Annotated in this window: 17 protein-coding genes; 7 read left to right on the forward strand and 10 right to left on the reverse strand. The window is 73.5% G+C overall.

Annotation, left to right across the window (positions count from 1 at the left end; translation table 11 throughout):
- Positions 1 to 53 precede the first annotated feature (53 nt).
- On the reverse strand, positions 54 to 887 hold the full coding sequence (locus AC6CH9_RS02795) for a MerR family transcriptional regulator (RefSeq protein ID WP_498153546.1): 834 nt from the start codon (positions 885 to 887) through the stop codon (positions 54 to 56).
- A gap of 197 nt (positions 888 to 1,084) precedes the next feature.
- Here AC6CH9_RS02795 and AC6CH9_RS02800 point away from each other — a divergent pair, with 197 nt between their 5' ends.
- On the forward strand, positions 1,085 to 1,870 hold the full coding sequence (locus AC6CH9_RS02800) for an SAM-dependent methyltransferase (protein ID WP_498153547.1): 786 nt from the start codon (positions 1,085 to 1,087) through the stop codon (positions 1,868 to 1,870).
- A gap of 121 nt (positions 1,871 to 1,991) precedes the next feature.
- Here the strand turns inward: AC6CH9_RS02800 and AC6CH9_RS02805 are convergent, their stop codons facing one another.
- The 4 genes from AC6CH9_RS02805 to AC6CH9_RS02820 all read right to left on the reverse strand — a co-directional run bounded on the left by AC6CH9_RS02805 (position 1,992) and on the right by AC6CH9_RS02820 (position 4,183).
- Complete coding sequence (locus AC6CH9_RS02805) at positions 1,992 to 2,351, reverse strand: hypothetical protein (RefSeq protein ID WP_498153548.1); 360 nt, start codon at positions 2,349 to 2,351, stop codon at positions 1,992 to 1,994.
- Between the two features lie 75 nt (positions 2,352 to 2,426).
- Positions 2,427 to 2,957, reverse strand: a complete 531-nt coding sequence (locus AC6CH9_RS02810) for a DinB family protein (protein WP_498153549.1) — start codon at positions 2,955 to 2,957, stop codon at positions 2,427 to 2,429.
- Positions 2,958 to 2,993: 36 nt separating this feature from the next.
- The gene (locus AC6CH9_RS02815) at positions 2,994 to 3,380 is read right to left on the reverse strand and encodes a pyrophosphatase (RefSeq protein WP_498153550.1); all 387 of its coding nucleotides are present in this window, start codon (positions 3,378 to 3,380) and stop codon (positions 2,994 to 2,996) included.
- 29 nt (positions 3,381 to 3,409) lie between these two features.
- On the reverse strand, positions 3,410 to 4,183 hold the full coding sequence (locus tag AC6CH9_RS02820) for a YwiC-like family protein (protein ID WP_498153551.1): 774 nt from the start codon (positions 4,181 to 4,183) through the stop codon (positions 3,410 to 3,412).
- A gap of 258 nt (positions 4,184 to 4,441) precedes the next feature.
- Here AC6CH9_RS02820 and nrdD point away from each other — a divergent pair, with 258 nt between their 5' ends.
- Together nrdD and nrdG are read left to right on the forward strand one after the other, a co-directional pair.
- Complete coding sequence (gene nrdD / locus AC6CH9_RS02825; RefSeq protein ID WP_498153552.1) at positions 4,442 to 6,697, forward strand: anaerobic ribonucleoside-triphosphate reductase; 2,256 nt, start codon at positions 4,442 to 4,444, stop codon at positions 6,695 to 6,697.
- An 8-nt stretch (positions 6,698 to 6,705) separates the two neighbouring features.
- On the forward strand, positions 6,706 to 7,314 hold the full coding sequence (gene nrdG / locus AC6CH9_RS02830; protein WP_498153553.1) for an anaerobic ribonucleoside-triphosphate reductase activating protein: 609 nt from the start codon (positions 6,706 to 6,708) through the stop codon (positions 7,312 to 7,314).
- A 96-nt stretch (positions 7,315 to 7,410) separates the two neighbouring features.
- Here nrdG and AC6CH9_RS02835 read toward each other — a convergent pair whose 3' ends face one another.
- Positions 7,411 to 8,271 (reverse strand): ABC transporter permease, encoded by an 861-nt coding sequence (locus AC6CH9_RS02835; RefSeq protein WP_498153554.1) that lies wholly within the window; start codon positions 8,269 to 8,271, stop codon positions 7,411 to 7,413.
- Complete coding sequence (locus tag AC6CH9_RS02840) at positions 8,268 to 9,278, reverse strand: ABC transporter ATP-binding protein (protein WP_498153555.1); 1,011 nt, start codon at positions 9,276 to 9,278, stop codon at positions 8,268 to 8,270. Before AC6CH9_RS02840 ends, AC6CH9_RS02835 begins: the two co-directional genes overlap by 4 nt.
- A gap of 132 nt (positions 9,279 to 9,410) precedes the next feature.
- Between AC6CH9_RS02840 and AC6CH9_RS02845 the strand changes: the two genes are divergently transcribed.
- Complete coding sequence (locus tag AC6CH9_RS02845) at positions 9,411 to 10,340, forward strand: TetR/AcrR family transcriptional regulator (protein WP_498153556.1); 930 nt, start codon at positions 9,411 to 9,413, stop codon at positions 10,338 to 10,340.
- Between the two features lie 60 nt (positions 10,341 to 10,400).
- Positions 10,401 to 12,095: a phosphoglucomutase (alpha-D-glucose-1,6-bisphosphate-dependent) gene (gene pgm, locus AC6CH9_RS02850; protein ID WP_498153557.1), complete on the forward strand. Its 1,695-nt coding sequence runs from the start codon at positions 10,401 to 10,403 to the stop codon at positions 12,093 to 12,095.
- Between the two features lie 105 nt (positions 12,096 to 12,200).
- Here pgm and AC6CH9_RS02855 read toward each other — a convergent pair whose 3' ends face one another.
- Entirely contained in the window at positions 12,201 to 13,616 is a 1,416-nt protein-coding gene (locus AC6CH9_RS02855) for an MFS transporter (protein ID WP_115941764.1), read from the reverse strand.
- A gap of 117 nt (positions 13,617 to 13,733) precedes the next feature.
- On the opposite strand from AC6CH9_RS02855, the gene soxR reads away from it, so the two are divergent.
- On the forward strand, positions 13,734 to 14,174 hold the full coding sequence (gene soxR / locus AC6CH9_RS02860) for a redox-sensitive transcriptional activator SoxR (protein ID WP_115941763.1): 441 nt from the start codon (positions 13,734 to 13,736) through the stop codon (positions 14,172 to 14,174).
- Between the two features lie 82 nt (positions 14,175 to 14,256).
- Here soxR and AC6CH9_RS02865 read toward each other — a convergent pair whose 3' ends face one another.
- Together AC6CH9_RS02865 and AC6CH9_RS02870 are read right to left on the reverse strand one after the other, a co-directional pair.
- A complete protein-coding gene (locus AC6CH9_RS02865) occupies positions 14,257 to 15,114 on the reverse strand; it encodes a 2Fe-2S iron-sulfur cluster-binding protein (RefSeq protein WP_115941762.1) in 858 nt (285 codons plus the stop codon).
- Positions 15,111 to 16,988, reverse strand: a complete 1,878-nt coding sequence (locus AC6CH9_RS02870; protein WP_498153558.1) for an FAD-binding protein — start codon at positions 16,986 to 16,988, stop codon at positions 15,111 to 15,113. Before AC6CH9_RS02870 ends, AC6CH9_RS02865 begins: the two co-directional genes overlap by 4 nt.
- Positions 16,989 to 17,225: 237 nt before the next feature.
- Between AC6CH9_RS02870 and AC6CH9_RS02875 the strand changes: the two genes are divergently transcribed.
- Entirely contained in the window at positions 17,226 to 17,954 is a 729-nt protein-coding gene (locus AC6CH9_RS02875; protein ID WP_498153559.1) for a hypothetical protein, read from the forward strand.
- The last annotated feature ends 101 nt before the right edge of the window (positions 17,955 to 18,055 follow it).

An 18,055-nucleotide genomic window follows, 5' to 3' on the forward strand; every position in this document is an offset into this window, starting at 1 on the left:
GTGATCCCGCCCGGGCCGATGGTCCCGGGTCGGGATCCCCGCGTCGGCGCTCCTCAGAGGTTGCGCTCGACGTAGACGCGCAGGGCGTCGCGGATGAAGGTCGCACCCTCGACGCCGCCGTAGTTGAGCGCGAACCGCGGGTCCCCGACGTACATCTCGCCGAGGCCGAGCAGGTAGCCCCGCAGCGGCCCGGGCTCGTGCGCCGGGTTCGCGGGCACGGTCTGGAGCCAGTCCACGTGGCGCCGCGCGAGCGCCTGCGCCTCGTCCGACGCCGGGTCGACGCCGGCCTCCGCCGCCGCCGTCCAGTCGCCGTTGAGCCGCTCGACGCGGTCCTTGAACGCCGTCTTCTCCGCGTCGCTCAGGCCGCTCCACCAGGAGTGCCCGCGCGCGTACGCGTCCTTGCCCCAGCGGTCCTCGACCTCGGCCTGGTACTGCGTGTGGTCGAACCCGTCGAACATGTCGTCCGCCATGAGCTCGCCACCTCCTTCCATCGTGGTGATCGTCCGTTCGACCGACGCGATCTGCCGCGCCAGCCGTTGCCGCTCCGCCCGCAGCCACTCGAGGTGGTCGCGCAGCGCCCGCACCTGGGTCTCACGCTCGGCGGTGCCGGACGGCGGTCCGTCGCCCCCGGCGTCCGACGCACCGTCGAGCGCCTCCTGGATCGCGGGGAGCCCGAGACCGAGGTCGCGCAGGAGCAGGATCCGCTGCAGACGCACGAGCGCGTCCGCGTCGTAGTGGCGGTAGCCGTTCGACGCGACTCGGCTCGGGCGCAGGAGCCCCACCGCGTCGTAGTGACGCAGGGTGCGGCTCGTCGTGCCGGCGAGGCGCGCGACCTCCTGGATGGACCAGTCGGCCGTGCGCTCGTTCGTCGTTCCTGCGGGGTGCACCTGCTCGCCTCCTCCCCCGGGCTCGGTGACTCGGCCGTCGTCTCGTGCGGCAACGAGAACCACGCTAGAAGTTGACGTTACGTCAAGGTCAACACCTGTGGCTCGACGCGGCGTCCGCCGCGGCGGGGCGGGGCCGACGGGCGTACCGTCGAGAGAGAGCGCCCGCGGGTGGACGCGCGACGAGCACGGAGGCCGCCATGGCCACGACGGAGCAGGTACGGCAGCACTATGCGGGGAAGGACCTCGCGGCCCGCCTCCTGGCCGCGGCGGGAGCCGGCGACGGACCGGTGACGGTCGAGGCGCTCGCCCCGTACGACGAGCTGCACGCCGGGGGCGCGACGTCGACCGCCGCCCTCCTCGACCTCCTCGGCCTCGCGCCGGGCACCACCCTGCTCGACGTCGGCAGCGGGCTCGGCGGACCGGCGCGCCTCGCCGCGCACCGGTACGGCTGCCGGGTCACCGGGGTGGACCTCAGCCCGGACTTCGTCGACGCCGCGCGCGAGCTCACCGCGCGGACGGGGCTCGCCGACCTGGTCACGTTCACGTTGGGCGACGGCGACCGGCTGCCCTGCGACGACGCGTCGCACGACCGCGCGATGCTCGTCCACGTCGGCATGAACGTGCCGGACAAGGCGGCGCTCTTCACCGAGGTCCACCGCGTGGTGCGCCCCGGGAGCCCGTTCGGGCTCTTCGAGCAGATGCGGGTCGGGGCCGGCGACCTGCACTTCCCGATGCCGTGGGCGGTCGACGCCGGGTCGTCGTTCGTCGAGACCCCGGACGACTACGGCCGCGCGCTCACTGCGGCCGGGTTCGACGTCCTGCGCGTCGAGGACCGGCGTGCGGCGCTCGCCGCCGGAGGCGGGCCCGGGCAGGACGGGCTCGTCGTCGTGTTCGGCCAGGAGTTCGTCACGCGGATCAGCAACAACGTCGCGGCGACGCGCGCCGGGCTCCTCGCGCCCGTGCTCGTCGTCGCCCGCGCCTGAGCACCGGCGCCGCCGGCCAGCGTCGCGCCGACGCGAGGATCCCGGAGGCCGAGTCGGTGAGCGTGCCGTCGAGGTCGAGCAGGACGAGGTCGTCGTGCATGCTCAACTCGCCGACGCCTCGTCACCGCGGGGGTTCGTCGTGCCGGGGTCCTCCGGACCGCGGCCCGGGGGCTCCGGAGCCGCCGGCCGCCGTCGGCGCGGTGCCACGCCCGACGAGGAACCCGACCGCGCCTCCGACGAACAGGGCGCCCGCGCCCGCGAGGAACGCCGCGCGCCCGGTCCCGAAGGCGCCGGGCGGGACGAACGCCGTGCCGGAGACGGGGGCGTACGCGAACCACCCGAACGACGCGGGGCGGCTCGCCACCCAGGACGCGGCGACCAGGAGCGCGACGCCGACCAGGAGGAGCACCGCGAGGACGACGGTCGCGACGCGCGGGCGGCGCGGAGGGGGGACGGACGAAGGCTGCTCGGGAGCGGTCACGCCGGCCATCGTCCCGGCCCGAGGTACCGAGAGCAACCACCGACCCGACGATCCGTCGAGGGCGTCGGCCGGGCCTTATTCGCCGACGGTCCCGTCGATCGCCTCGCGGAGCAGGTCGGCGTGCCCGTTGTGCCGCGCGTACTCCTCGATCATGTGGACGAGGATCCAGCGCAGGTTCCAGCGCTCGCCCGTGTGCCGGTCGGGCCGTGCACTCAGCCGGTCCAGGCCGCCGTCGGCGAGCGCGTCGTCCAGGATCGCGTCGGACGCCGCGACGGCACGGTCGAAGAGCATGCGCAGCTCCGCCGGGGAGTCGCCCGCCGCCGTCGTCCAGTCCCAGTCGCGGTCCTCGGCCCAGTCCGCGGTGTCGAACGGGGCCATGAGCGGCTCGTCGAGGAGCACCTGCGAGAACCACTGCGACTCGACGAAGGCGAGGTGCTTGAGCAGCCCGCCGAGCGTCATCGACGACGGCCGGAGCCGGTGCGCGAGCTCGGCCGCGTCGAGGCCCGACGTCTTCCAGCGCAGCGTGTCGCGGTGGAAGTCGAGGAAGCCGCGCAGCGTCTCGACCTCGTCGGCGTTGACGGGCGGGTCGGTGCGGTGGTCGGTCACGGCGTCACCCTAGCGGCGACAGCGCCGCGATCGGGATCATCGCCTCCGCGGTCGACCGCCGAGCTCCGTCTCCCAGACGAGCCACTTGCGCCGCACCGCGGCGTCGACGTCGACGCCCTGGGAACGCGCGAGCAGCAGCAGGTGCGCCAGGACGTCGGCGACCTCGTCCGCGAGGGGTGAGGCTCCGCCGTCGGCCAGCGACGTGCCGGGTACCACCGCCCCGGACGGCGACGCCTCGCCGCGCGGTCGGGTGCGTCCCGTCGCGACGAGGAACGCCTGGGTGAGCTCCCCGACCTCCTCGGCGAGCTTGAGCATGAACCAGTCCGGGTCGCGCTCGACGGCGAACTTGCGGGCGTAGAGCGCCGAGACCGCCTCGACGCGCTCGCCGAGGCCGGAGAGGGTCAGGGGCGCGTCGTCGTCCATCGGGCCAGTGAACCAGCGAACGCCCGGGGCTACCGCACGACGAGCGCGACGGCGAGCAGCAGCGCCGTCGCGACGATCTCCCCCACCCCGACCGCCTTGGGGCTCAGCGGCCGGCCCGGCAGCACGGCCGCGCGCACCGTCACGGCGGCGAGGAACGCCGTCGCCCACCACCACGAGGGGTCGTGCACGACGGCGAGCACCCCCGCCGCGACGGTGACCGCCGCGTGGTACGCGACCGAGGCGACGACGTACGACCGCACGCCGCGCTCGCGGATCATCGTCTTGACGTAGAGCACCGTCCCGAACAGGTAGGCGAGCAGCAGGGCGGCGACCAGCCAGACCACGGCCGGGACGGCCAGCACCGGAGCGCCCGTGGGCCGGCACGCGGCGTAGGCGACGACCGTCATGAGCGAGGCCGCGACGGTCATCGCGCCGCCCGCGGCGACGGACCGCTCGGTGCGGTGCGCCGACGCCCACAGGCCGAGCGCGAGGAACGGCACGAACGCGGGCGCCCAGGCCGCGAGCGCCGGGTCGAGCACGAGCACGAGCGCCCCGAGCACCGCCGCAGCCGCGCCGTACGTGAGCATCGGGCGCCGGTATCGCGGTCGGCGGTGGGACTTCAGCCAGAGCCCGGCAGCGGAGTAGGCGAGGTACCCGACGAGCCACAGCGCGCCGAGCGCGAGGGTCACCGGCCGGAAGCCGGCGTCCTGCATCCCCCGGACCGTCCCGACGACGAACGGCAGGAGCAGCATCGGCCACGCGCCGTGCTGGTTCGGCACCCAGCCGGGGGGACGTCGGGACACGCCCCGACGCTAGCGCCGTGACGCGCGGTCCCGACCGCGAGAAATCCCCGCCCCGCCGGGTCGCGCGACCCTGCCCGACGGGACCAACGTCCCGACCTGTCCCGCGGTCGCCGCCACGCCGGGGATCCGCGTCGCACAGGAGGGTCGGGCTAGATATGGTGGCGCAGCCGTGATCCAGACCCCACATGTTGGGGTGCGGTCCGTCTCGCAACCCCTGCGGGACGGAGACGAGAACTCGGTGGGCAGAGGGGACGAGCGATGACCACCATCGAGCTCGACCAGGCAGCACCGCGCAGCACGACCGCCACGCTGGAGGTCCTCAAGCGCGACGGCCGGCGGCGGCCGTTCGACGACGCCCGCATCCGCGCCGCCGTGACGAAGGCGTTCGCGGAGGTGCACGGCGACCTGAGCGCGGCGCACCGGCACCGCGTGGCGGAGGTCGTCGACCAGGTCGACGCGGAGATCGCCGCGCGGTTCGACGCGACCGTGAAGATCTACGAGATCCAGGGCGTCGTCGAGCACGTGCTCCTGGAGTCGCACGAGTACGACGTCGCGCGCGCCTACATCGACTACCGCGTGCAGCGCGACTTCGCGCGCAGCCGCGCGACGGACCTCAACCACTCGATCGTGCGGCTGCTCGACAAGGACTCCACGGTCGTCAACGAGAACGCGAACAAGGACAGCGAGGTCTTCAACACCCAGCGCGACCTCACGGCCGGGACCGTGGGCAAGGCGATCGGGCTGCGGATGCTGCCGCCGCACGTCGCGAACGCCCACCAGAAGGGCGACCTGCACTACCACGACCTCGACTACCACCCCTACGCACCCATGACGAACTGCTGCCTCATCGACTTCCGGTCGATGCTGTCGAGCGGCTTCCGGATCGGGAACGCTCAGGTGGAGCCGCCCCGCTCGATCCAGACCGCGACGGCGCAGATCAGCCAGATCATCGCGAACGTGTCCTCCAGCCAGTACGGCGGGTGCTCGGTCAACCGCATCGACGAGCTCCTCGCTCCCTACGCCGAGCGCAACCTCGAGAAGCACCTCGCGGACGCGCGCCGGTGGATCGCCGACGAGTCCACGCACGAGGAGTACGCGCGCGAGAAGACGCGCAAGGACATCTACGACGCGATGCAGTCGTTGGAGTACGAGATCAACACCCTGTTCACGTCGAACGGGCAGACGCCGTTCACGTCGGTCGGGTTCGGGCTCGGCACGGGGTGGCTGGAGCGCGAGATCCAGCGCGCGATCCTCCAGATCCGCCTCCGCGGGCTCGGCAGCGAGGGTCGCACCGCGATCTTCCCCAAGCTCATCTTCACGCTGCGCCGCGGGGTGAACCTCGACCCCGGCGACCCCAACCACGACCTCAAGCAGCTCGCGGTCGAGTGCGCGACGAAGCGCATGTACCCGGACGTGCTGTCGTACGACAAGATCGTCGAGCTCACCGGGTCGTTCAAGGTGCCCATGGGCTGCCGGTCGTTCCTCCAGGGCTGGCAGGACGAGCACGGCCGGGACGTCTCGGAGGGGCGCATGAACCTGGGCGTCGTGACGCTCAACCTCCCGCGCATCGCGCTCGAGGCGGACGGCGACCTCGACACGTTCTGGCGCCTGCTCGACGAGCGCCTGGAGACCGTGCACGACGCGCTCGCCTTCCGCATCGAGCGCTGCAAGGAGGCGACGCCGGGCAACGCGCCGATCCTCTACGTCCACGGGGCGTTCGGGGAGCGCCTCGCTCCCGGCGACGACGTCGACCGGCTCTTCCGCGACGGCCGCGCCACGGTGTCGCTCGGGTACATCGGGCTGTACGAGGTCGCCGCCGCGTTCTTCGGCGGCGCCTGGGAGCACGACCCGCGGGCCAAGGAGCTGACGCTCGACGTGCTGCGGTCCCTGCACGCGCACGCCGCCGGGTGGACGGCGCGGCTCGGCTACCGGATCAGCGTCTACGCGACGCCGAGCGAGAGCCTCACCGACCGGTTCTGCCGTCTCGACCGGGAGCGGTTCGGCGCGGTGCCCGACATCACCGACAAGGACTACTACACGAACAGCTTCCACTACGACGTGCGCAAGAACCCGACGCCGTTCGAGAAGCTCGACTTCGAGGCCGAGTACGCGCGCTACACCTCGGGCGGGTTCATCCACTACTGCGAGTACCCGGTGCTCCAGCAGAACCCGAGGGCGCTGGAGGCCGTCTGGGACTACGCGTACGACCGCGTGGGCTACCTCGGGACCAACACGCCCATCGACCGCTGCTACGCGTGCGGCTTCACGGGCGACTTCGACCCGACGGCGCGCGGGTTCGCGTGCCCGTCGTGCGGCAACGCCGACCCGCGCACGTGCGACGTCGTGAAGCGCACGTGCGGGTACCTCGGCAACCCGCAGCAGCGCCCCATGGTGCACGGCCGCCACGCGGAGATCTCCGCGCGGGTCAAGCACCTGGCAGGACCGGCGTCGTGCACCACGGACGACGGCGCGCCGACCGCCCCGGGCCTGGCTGCGCCGTCGGGCACCGCGTAGGAGGGGCGATGGCACGCACCCCCGACCCTGGCTGGCGCTCGGACCGCGTCAGCCAGGGGTACGTCGCGGACTACAAGCCGTTCGTCATGGTCGACGGCGAGGGCGTGCGCTGCTCCCTGTACGTGAGCGGGTGCCTCTTCGCGTGCGAGGGCTGCTTCAACGAGGCCGCGTGGAGCTTCCGCTACGGGCGCCCGTACGACGACGCCCTGGAGGACCGCGTCCTCGCCGACCTCGCGCACCCCGCCGTGCACGGCCTGTCCCTGCTCGGCGGGGAGCCGTTCCTCAACACGGGCGTGTGCCTGCGCCTCGTGCGCCGGCTGCGCGCCGAGCACGGCGACGGCAAGGACGTGTGGTGCTGGACGGGCTACACCCTGGAGGAGCTGCGCGCAGGGACCGCGGACCAGCGCGCGCTGCTCGCCGAGGTCGACGTGCTGGTCGACGGCCGGTTCGAGCTCGCGCGCCGCGACCTCACGCTCGCGTTCCGCGGCAGCACCAACCAGCGCGTCCTCGACGCGCGGGCGTCCCTCACGACCGGCCGCGCCGTCCCGTGGCAGCGACCCGGAGCGGCAGTCCTGGTCCCCAGCAGCCCCCGGCAAGCCGAGGTAGAGGCCTGGTAGCCCGAGGTAGAGGCCTGGTACGCCGAGGTAGAGGCGTGGTCATGGACCAGGCCTCTACCTCGGCGTACCAGAGCCCTACCTCGGCGGTGGGGTGTGTCAGACGGTCTTGCGGGTGCGGCGGATGCCGACCCAGAGGCCGACGACGCACGTGACGGCCGCGGCGACGAAGCCCCACAGCACGTCGGGGTCCGCGAACGTCCCGGCGAGCAGCGCGCGCTCCGCGTCCACGATGTAGGTCAACGGGTTGAACAGCGCCGCCGTGCGCATCCAGGCCGGGCCGGCCTCGAGCGGCAGCATCATCCCGGACAGGATGAGGAGCGGGAACAGCAGCGACTGCTGCACGCCCCAGAACAGCCACTCGCGGTTCTTCGCGGCGAGCGCCAGCGCGATGGACAGCGCGCCGACGCCGATGCCGAACAGCCCGAGCAGCAGCAGGCCCACGAGCAGGTGCAGCGGGTAGAGCGTGAACCCGAACGGGACGCAGACCAGCGCGATGAGCAGGCCCTGCACGACGAGCGGGGCGAACTCCTTGAGCGAGCGACCGACGAGGATCGCGGAACGGTCGAGCGGGGTCGCGAGGACGCGCTCGTAGGAGCCGGTCATCATCTCGTAGAGCAGGTTGGACCCGCTCATGGACGTGCCGAACAGCGAGATCATGACGATCACGCCGGGCACGAACCACTGGAGCGTCTCCGCCGTCGACCCGCCGCCGCCGGGCGCCCCACCCCCGAACCCGCCGACCGCGCCCGTGAGCAGCGGGCCGAACAGGCCGAGGAAGATCAGCGGCTGGAGCAGCGAGAAGATCAGCGTGAACGGATCGCGCAGCACGAGCAGGATCTCGCGCGTGAAGACGGCCCACGTGTCGGCGAGGAACTTCGCGACCCCGGTCCGCAGGAACGCGTCGGTGCCGGGCGTCGTCCGGCTCGCCGGGGACGAGAGGTCGGTGCGCGTGCTCATGCGGCCTCCTCTCGCAGGCTGCGCCCGGTGAGGTTGAGGAACACGTCGTCGAGGCTCGCCTGCTTGAGCTCGGCCGAGCGCACCGCCAGGCCGCCGACGCGCAGCGACTCGATGGCCTCGGGCAGCCGGTCGGCGCCGTGGGTCGTGGAGATGCGGACGGTCACGACGCCGTCGGCGCCGCTCGCGGTCTCGACCTGGCCCACGTCGTCGGCGAGCGACGCGCGGACGCGGCCGACGACGTCGGGCGCCGCGCCCGGCCCCTCGCCGGGGACGCCGCTCCCGCCCGACGTGGGGACCACCGCGAGCGTGATGACGTCGTCGGCGTGGCTGTGCTTGAGGGCGTCCGGCGTGGCGTCCGCGATGATCTCGCCGTGGTCGATGACGACGACGCGCTCGGCCATGCTGTCGGCCTCGTCGAGGTAGTGCGTGGTGAGCACGATCGTCATGCCGTACCGCTCGCGCATCGCGGCGATGTGCTCCCACAGGTTGGCGCGCGCGTGCGGGTCGAGTCCCGTCGTCGGCTCGTCGAGGAACAGCAGCGGCGGGTGGTTCATGAGCCCGAGCGCCACGTCGAGCCGCCGGCGCTGTCCACCCGAGAGCGACTGCACGGTGCGCTTCTCGAGCCCGCCGAGGTCGAGCGCGGCGAGCAGGTCGGCGGCCCGCTGCGTGTACTCGCCGGGCGGCAGGCCGTAGAACCGGCCCTGGTTGTGCAGCTCGTCGAGCACGCGGTAGGAGTACCCGCCGCCGTTGCCCTGCCCGATGAAGCCGATGCGGGAGCGGACCCGGGCCGGGTCGCGCGCGACGTCGTAGCCGGCGACCTCCGCGGTCCCGGCGGTCGGTTCGAGGAGGCTCGTCAGCATCCTCAGGGTCGTGGACTTGCCGGCCCCGTTGGGGCCGAGGAAGGCGACGAGCTCGCCCTCGCGGACGTCGACGTCGATGCCCTTGACGGCCTCGACGGTCTCTTTCTTGCGGTGGAAGGTCTTGGTCAGGCCACGGGCTCGGATCACCGGAGCCACCCTTTCGTACGCCGTACCGAAATTGACGATCCACGTTAGCATACGGTGTACGGGAACAGGCAAGCCTTGGCCCCGCCGGACTCCTCCGGGCGGGACGCGGCCGAAGTCGGGGAGGATACGCACGTGACGACCGACCGCACCGACGAGCGCGACGGCGACCTCGCGCCGTCGGGCACCCCGCAGACCCCGCCCGCGAGCCCGGAGCCGGAGGAGCCGGAGCGACCGCGCGGCGTCGTCGCGGCCGCGGACGCCGGTGTCGCCTCCGCCGTGCAGGCCGCGGAGCACGCACGGGCCCAGTTCACCGAGGTCGTCCGGACGCCCGAGATCACGCGCCGCCTCGCGCTCCTGTGGGACCCGCCGGCCCCCGCGACACGCGGTCGCAAGCCGCGGCTCACGCTCGACGACGTCGTGAAGGCCGGGATCGTCGTCGCGCAGGAGGGCGGCCTCGACGCGCTCTCGATGCGGCGCGTCGCGACCGAGCTCGGCGTCGGCGCGATGTCGCTGTACACCTACGTCCCGGGCCGCACGGAGCTCGTCGACCTCATGATCGACCGTGCCTACGCCGAGCTCGACCTGCCCGCTGCGGGGGCGCCGTGGCGGCCCGCGCTCGCGCAGTACGCGCACGAGCTGTGGAACCTCTACCTGCGTCACCCGTGGATCCTCCAGACCAACATGTGGCGCGCCCCGCTCGCGCCCCACGTGCTCGACGCCCAGGAGGCGGGCCTGCGCACGATCGTCGACACCGGGCTCTCCGAGCTCCAGGTCGTCGACACGCTCGGCCTCGTGGACAACTACGTCCAGGGCCTCGCGCGCGCCACGGTCGCCGAGCGGACCGAGCGCGACGCGACCGGTGTCGGCAACGACGAGTACTGGACGACGCTCGGCAGCTTCTGGGAGGACTGGTTCGACGTCGAGCGCTACCCCGTCATGACCCGCGTCTACGTCGCGGGCGGCTTCGACGCGCCGCAGGGCCCCTTCGACGCGAGCCTCGACCGCCTCCTCGACGCCGTCGAGATGGCGATCGACCGCGCGAGCGCCGGGCCTGCCGCGTAGAACCCGACCAGACGGCGGTCCCGGCTGACGCGCGGACGTCACCCCTGGCAGGATCGACCCATGGATCCCCGCGCCGGCACGCCCGCCCAGCCCAGCGACCTCATCGACGTCGACGCCGTGGTCGGCGCCTACTACGACCTCGCCCCCGACGTGGACGACCCGGCGCAGAAGGTCGTGTTCGGCACGTCGGGACACCGGGGGTCGAGCCTCGACCACGCGTTCAACGAGGCGCACATCGTCGCGATCACGGCCGCGATCGTCGAGTACCGGCGCTCGCAGGGCACCGACGGCCCCTTGTTCATCGGGCGCGACACCCACGCGCTGTCGCTCCCGGCGTGGCAGACCGCGCTCGAGGTCCTCGTCGCCGCGGGCGTGCAGACGTACGTCGACGCGCGCGACTCGTTCACCCCGACGCCCGCCGTCTCGCAGTCGATCCTCCTGCACAACGAGGCGACGACCGTCGACGGCGTCCGCACCACGGGCCCCGGCCTCGCGGACGGGATCGTCGTCACGCCGTCGCACAACCCTCCGCGCGACGGTGGCTTCAAGTACAACCCGCCGCACGGCGGCCCCGCCGGGTCCGAGGCGACCGGCTGGATCGCGGACCGCGCGAACGAGATCCTGCGCGACGGCGTCGCGAGCGTGCGCCGCGTGCCGCTCACCCAGGCACTCACGTCGGAGCACGTGCACAAGCACGACTTCCTCACCACGTACGTCGACGACCTCGCGAACGTCCTCGACCTCGACGCCATCCGCGACTCCGGCGTGCGCATCGGCGCCGACCCGCTGGGCGGCGCGTCGGTCGAGTACTGGGGCGAGATCGGCGAGCGGTACGGGCTCGACCTCACGGTCGTGAACCCGCAGGTCGACCCGCGCTGGGCCTTCATGACCCTCGACTGGGACGGCAAGATCCGCATGGACTGCTCGTCGCCGTACTCCATGGCGTCGCTCGTCGCGGGGATGACCGGCGACTCCGGCGACGCCGAGGGCGGCGCGCCGTTCGACATCGCGACCGGGAACGACGCCGACTCCGACCGCCACGGGATCGTCACGCCCGACGCCGGGCTCATGAACCCGAACCACTACCTCGCCGTCGCGATCCAGTACCTCTACGGCGGCGCGCGCGAGGGCTGGCGCGACGACGCCGCGATCGGCAAGACGCTCGTGTCGTCCGCGCTCGTCGACCGGGTCGCGGGCGGGCTCGGGCGGCGGCTCGTCGAGGTCCCCGTCGGGTTCAAGTGGTTCGTGCCCGGCCTGCTCGACGGCACCGTCGGGTTCGGCGGCGAGGAGTCCGCCGGGGCGTCGTTCCTGCGCAAGGACGGCCGCGTCTGGTCGACGGACAAGGACGGCCTGCTGCTCGCGCTCCTCGCGTCGGAGATCATCGCGACGACGGGCCGCACACCGTCCGAGCACCACCGCGACCTCGTCGAGCGCTACGGCGAGTCCTGGTACGCGCGCGTCGACGCGCCCGCGACGCTCGAGGAGAAGACGACGCTCGGCAAGCTCTCGCCCGAGCAGGTCACCGCGACCGAGCTGGCGGGCGAGCCGATCACCGCGAAGCTCACGAACGCGCCCGGCAACGACGCCCCGATCGGCGGGCTCAAGGTGACGACCGAGAACGCGTGGTTCGCGGCCCGGCCGTCGGGCACGGAGAACGTCTACAAGATCTACGCCGAGTCGTTCGTCTCCGCAGAGCACCTCACCCAGGTCCAGGCCGAGGCGAAGGACGTCGTCTCCGCCGCCCTCGGAGGCTGACCTCCCTGCCGAGGGAGAACCCTGGTTCTCCCTCGGCGAACCGCGGTTCTCTCTCGGCAGGACCAGGGTTCTCCCTCGGCGCGGTGGGCCGGCTGGCCCACCGCCTCACGCGACCGCCCTGACTCCCGCCGCGGCGCGGCGCGCGACGATCGTCCCGACGAGGGAGACACCGGCGAACGTGAGCATGAGCAGCTGGGCGGACCGGACGAGGTCGGGTGTCCCGAGGTTCACGAGGACGCCGGCGAGGGCGGCGCTCAGCGCCGTCGCGATGAGGAAGACGGTGTTGACCGCGGCCGCGGCCTTGGCACCCTCCTCCTCGCCGACCGTGCTCCCCAGCGCGGCGACCGTCAGGTGCGGGAACCCGAGCCCGATCCCGGCTCCCGCGAGGAAGAGCGTCACGAACCAGAGGGCGATCACCGTGCCCGACGGCCCGTCGTGATGGAGCAACCCGTACGCGGTGAGACCGAGCGCGACCACCAGCGGGCCCACCGTGATCAGGCCCCGCCGCGCCCGGACCGTCGTGGCGTTCGCGGTGACCATCTGGGTCACGGACCAGCCGAGCGAGAGGGCCGCCCCGAGCAGTCCCGCGACGAGCGGACCGAGTCCTCCGATCTCCTGCCCGAAGAGCGGGATGAACGCCTCGGTGCCGATGCCGAACGCGAGGACTGCGACGGTGAGGTAGACCCAGCGCAGCGAGGACCCGTGCGCGAACGTGACCTGGGGCAGGATCCCGCTGCGCCCGCTCCGCTCGTGACGGACGAACCACACGCCGAGCACGACCCCGACGACGAGCGCCGCCGCGGTCGCGACTCCGGAGGGCACGACGCTCGCGACGCCCACCGCTGCGACGGCGCTCGCGAGCAGCACGAGCGACGCCCACGGCACCGACTCGCTGGAGCGGCTCCGCGCCGTCCGCGGCATCGAGCGGACGACGAGCACGCACACGAGCGCCGCGACGACCGCGAGGCTGACGAACGCGGCGCGCCAGGCGCCGACCTGCCCGAACCCGCCTCCCACGACCGGCCCGACGATGTTCCCGACGCCCCACATGGCCGAGACGAGCGCCGCGGCGCGGGCCCAGAGCCGCGCGGGCAAGGCTCGTTGGATCAGGGCGTACCCCAGGCCGGCCAGCAGCCCTCCGCCGAGCCCTTGCACCGTGCGGCCGAGCAGCAGGACGAGCATCGACGGGCTGGCCGCGCACAGCAGCGACCCCAGCGCGAACAGCCCGAGCGCGAGCAGGTACGCCCGGACGGCGCCCTGCTGCGTGAGGACCCTGCTGACGAGCATGGAGGTGACGACGGAGGCCAGCAGGAAGGTCGTCATCGTCCAGGCGTAGAACTCGGCACCGCCGATCTCGGCGACGATCGTCGGGAGCAGGCTCGTCGTGAGGTAGACGTTGCTCGCCTCCAGCAGGACGCCGCCCGCGAGCACCGCCGCGACGGGGGCGTACCGCCCGCCCAGCAGCTCGCGCCACGTGCCTGCCGTCCCCGTGTCCTGCCGGTCCTGCTCGGTCTGGGTCATCTCGGGCCGTCCTCTCGCCACGTCCGGTCGGGGCGTACGCCCCCCTGCGGGCGCCCCGGTGGACGACCCGCCGCGACGCTAATACCTCGAGTAAACTTGAGGTCAAGGGAGGTATCCGTGTCGCTCGAACCCGACGATCTCCTCGCTGTCGGCGAGGTCGCGCGCCGCACGGGCGTCGCCGTGTCAGCGCTGCACTACTACGAGCAGCTCGGCCTCATCGCCTCGACCCGCACGGCCGGCAACCAGCGCCGCTACCCCCGGCACATGCTCCGGCGCATCTCGCTCGTCGTCGTCGCGAAACGGCTCGGCATACCCCTCGCCGACGTCCAGGAGGTCTTCACCAGCCTCCCGCTGGACCACCCGCCGTCGCAGCGCGACTGGCGGCGCGTGGCCAAGCTCTGGAACGACCAGCTCGAGCTGCGGCGCACCCAGATCGACCACCTGCAGCGCGAGCTGACCGGCTGCATCGGTTGCGGCTGCCTCTCGCTCAAGGCGTGCCGCCTGCTCAACCCCGAGGACGCACTCGGCTCGGACGGTCCGGGGCCCCGGCGCATCTGAGCGTCCGGGAGCACCGGGTCCACGGCCCTGAACCATGCGCCGCACCGGTCGAGCGGTGCGGCCGACGGTCGCGCCGGGCGACTCACCCGCGCCGACTGCGAGCGTCCCACGTCTCGGTCGCGACGCGCTGGGCGTCGCGGAGCGCGCGGGCCGGGTCGACGCCCTTGGGGCAGACCTGGGTGCACGCGCCGACCTGGATGCAGGGCCAGGCGCCGAACTCGGTGTCGAGGACGTCGGCGCGGTCGAGCTCGCCCGCGTCGCGCGAGTCCTCGTCCCAGCGGCGCGCCGTCGCGACGACGGCCGGGCCGAGGAAGTCCGGCGCCACGTCGAGCTGCGGGCACGCGGCGTAGCAGAGCATGCAGTCGATGCACTCGGCGAAGCCCTTGAACGCGGCGAGCTCGCCCGGCGTCTGCCGGTGGCCCGACGCCGGTCCGTGCGCCCGCAGCGCGTCGCTGTCGTCCGCCGTCGCTGGGTCCGCGGCGTCGTCGCCGGCGCCCGACCCGGCTACGGGCGCGGGCGCGTCGACGAGTGGGAGGCGCGTGGCGCCGTCGGGCACGAGCCAGGGCTGGACGGTGGCGAGCTTGCCGAGGAAGGCGTCGGTGTCGACGACGAGGTCGCGGAGCACCTCGGCGTGCGCGAGCGGCTCGACGACGAGGCCGGACGTGCGGTAGCCGCGCACGAACGTCTCGCACCCGAGCACCGGGCGGCCGTTCACCATGACGCCGCAGCTCCCGCAGACCGCCATCTTGCACGACCACCGGAACGTCAGCGTGGGGTCCGCGTGGTCCTTGACCCACTGCAGCGCGTCGAGCACGGACGTGCGGTCGTCGTAGGGCACGTCGAACACGTCGCGCCGCCCCGTGTCGGCGCCATCGACCGACGTCCGCGCGACCTCCAGCCGCACCGTCCGCGCCTCCACCGGCAGGTCTGCCTCGCTCACGAACCCGCTCCCCTCTCCGCCGAGAACGACATGGGGGTCGTTATCGGTCTCTTTCCGGCGCTCATGTCGTGCTCGGCGCCCACGGGGACGTGCGCCACCTCGATCGTTCCGCCCGCGTCCAGCCGGACCTCCGAGTGGCGCGGCACGTCGTCGACGTCCGGGAAGTCGAGGCGCTGGTGCGCGCCGCGGGACTCCTCGCGCGCGAGCGCGGCGGCGACGGTCGCGTGCGCGACGAGCAGGGTCGCGCCGAGCTCGACGGTCGTGGCCCAGTCGGTGTTGAGCACGGCGCTCGTGTCGGCGACGCGCACGGCGGCGTACCGCGCGCGCAGGTCCTCGACGGTCGCGAGCGCCCGCCGCAGCCCGTCGGCGTCGCGGTAGATCCCGGCGTCGGCGTCGAGCACGCGGCCGAGCTCGGCCCGGATCGCGGCCGGCGGCTCGGTGCCGCGCCCACGCATCGCGAGGTAGCCGTCGGCGATCTCGGCGGCGCGGTCGACGACCTGGCCGTCCGCGGACGCCGGGCCGACGCCGGCCCCCGCGCCGGCCGCGCCGCCGTCGGCCCCGAGGTGCCCGGCCGCGCGTGACCACGCGAGCGCGGCCTCCCCCGCCGCGCGCCCGACGACGAGCGTCTCGACGAGCGAGTTGGACCCGAGCCGGTTGGCGCCGTGCAGGCCCGTGGACGCGCACTCCCCCGCGGCGAACAACCCCGCGACGCCCGTCGCGCCGCGCGCGTCGGTGCGGATGCCGCCCATCGTGTAGTGCGCCGTCGGGCGGACGGGCACGGGCTCGGCCGCCGGGTCGACGCCCGCGAACTGCTTGGCGAGGCCGGTCACGAGCGGCAGCCGCTCGGCGAGACGGTCCTTGCCGAGGTGCCGCAGGTCGAGCAGGACGACGCCGCCGTCGGGCGTGGGGATCGTGCGACCGTCGCGGTCGGCCTGCCAGAACGCCTGCGACAGGCGGTCGCGCGGCCCGAGCTCCATGGTGCGCGGCACGGGCGCCCCGACGGGCGTCTCCGGGCCGAGGCCGTAGTCGGCGAGGTAGCGGCGCCCGTCGGCGTCGAGCAGCACCCCGCCCTCGCCGCGCGCCGCCTCGGTGAGCAGGATGCCGCTGCCCGGCAGGCCGGTCGGGTGGAACTGGAGGAACTCCAGGTCGCGCAGCGGCACGCCCGCGCGCAGCGCCATCGCGGTGCCGTCGCCCGTGCAGATGCCCGCGTTGGTGCTCGTCCCCCACGCGCGCGCCGAGCCGCCGGTCGCGAGGACCACCGCGGGCGCCTCGAGCAGCAGCGGCTCGCCGCGGTGCTGGTCGTGCACGACGACGCCGCGCACCCGCGCCTCCGGCCCGCCCGGGTCGTCGACCACGAGGTCGAGCACGTGGTGCTCGTCGTACCGGCGGACGGGTCCGTCGGCGCCCGAGTACCGCAGCGAGGTCTGGAACAGGGTGTGGAGCAGGTGGAAGCCGGTCTTGTCGGCGGCGAACCACGTGCGCGCCCGGCTCATGCCGCCGAACCGGCGCACGGCCACGGCACCGTCGTCCGTGCGCGACCACGGCAGGCCCCAGCGCTCCAGGCGGTAGAGCTCGCCCGCCGCACGCTCGACCACGAACCGGACGGCGTCCTCCTCGCAGAGCCCGGCACCCCCGGCGAGGGTGTCGGCGACGTGCTGCTCCAGCGAGTCGTCGTCGCCCACCACGCCCGCAGCCCCGCCCTCCGCGGCGACGGTGTGCGAGCGCATGGGGTAGACCTTCGAGACGAGCGCGACGACGGGCGCGCGGCGGTCGTCCCGCGTCGCGGCCTCCGCGACCGCGAGCGCCGCGCTGAGACCCGCGCCACCGCCGCCGACGACGACGACGTCGGCGCGCTCGACGCGCAGGGCGGTCACGCGCGCCCCCACGGTGCGGCCGCCGCGGGACGAACGCGCAGGTCCGCGGACACGGCAGGGATCGGGGAGAGGTGGTGCCGAGGCATAGGGGAAGGGTCCTCGCGCTCCGGCGGAGGCGCAACAGGCGAAGGTCCCGGACTCCCGCGCCGTCTCATGGGCACCGCTCCCCATCGAGGCGAGAGCTTGTCTGTGGGTAAGGTCCGTCCGGCACCACTCCCCGAAACACCGGAGCTCCTCATGCGTCCCGTCCGTTCCGCCGCCCGCCTGACCGTCGCCGCCGCGCTCGCGCTCGGCCTCACCGCGTGCACCATCAACGTCGGCGGTGACACGCCCGAGACGCCGACGCCGGAGGAGACCACCTCCGAGGAGACCGCGCCGGTCGAGGACGCCGAGGAGGTCGACGACGCTGCGGCCGAGGAGACCGGCTCGAGCGGCGAGCTGCCCGACTGGGCGAACCCCGTCACGAACCCGGGCGAGCAGATCTCGACCTTCACCATCGGCGACGTGCGCGTCGACGTCTACCAGGTGGGCGTCACGCAGGCGACGAAGGACGGCCTGTTCGTCGACCCGGAGAACAACCAGCCGATCATCGCCGAGGGCGACGACATCGTGTTCATCAACTACGTCATCACGAACGAGGGCGCCCCGATCGACCTCGGCTCGAGCCTCGTGAGCATCGACGAGCGCTACGACGACTGGCCCTACATGCAGGGCATGGACACGATCGTCGACGACGCGCTGTACGAGGCGCAGGGCGTGAACGACGACGGCATGGCGCCGGGCGCGTACCGCGAGCCGACGGTCTACACGTTCGGAACCGGCCAGTCGTACTCGTACGGCGTGAACTTCCGCTACCAGTCGGGCTCGCCCATCACGTTCGACGGCACGATCGTCCCGGTCGACGCCGAGGGCGAGCTGCTGCACGACGAGCGCATGGAGGGCGAGGGCACGGGCACCATCTCCTGACCCCTGGCGCACCCTCGCCGGTTCGCTGCCGCACGCGAGCGCCCTGGTCCCGTGGGACCGGGGCGCTCCGTCGTCTCACCGTCTCACCGACCTCGTGCGTC

The sequence above is a fragment of the Cellulosimicrobium sp. GQ32 genome (assembly GCF_059758455.1).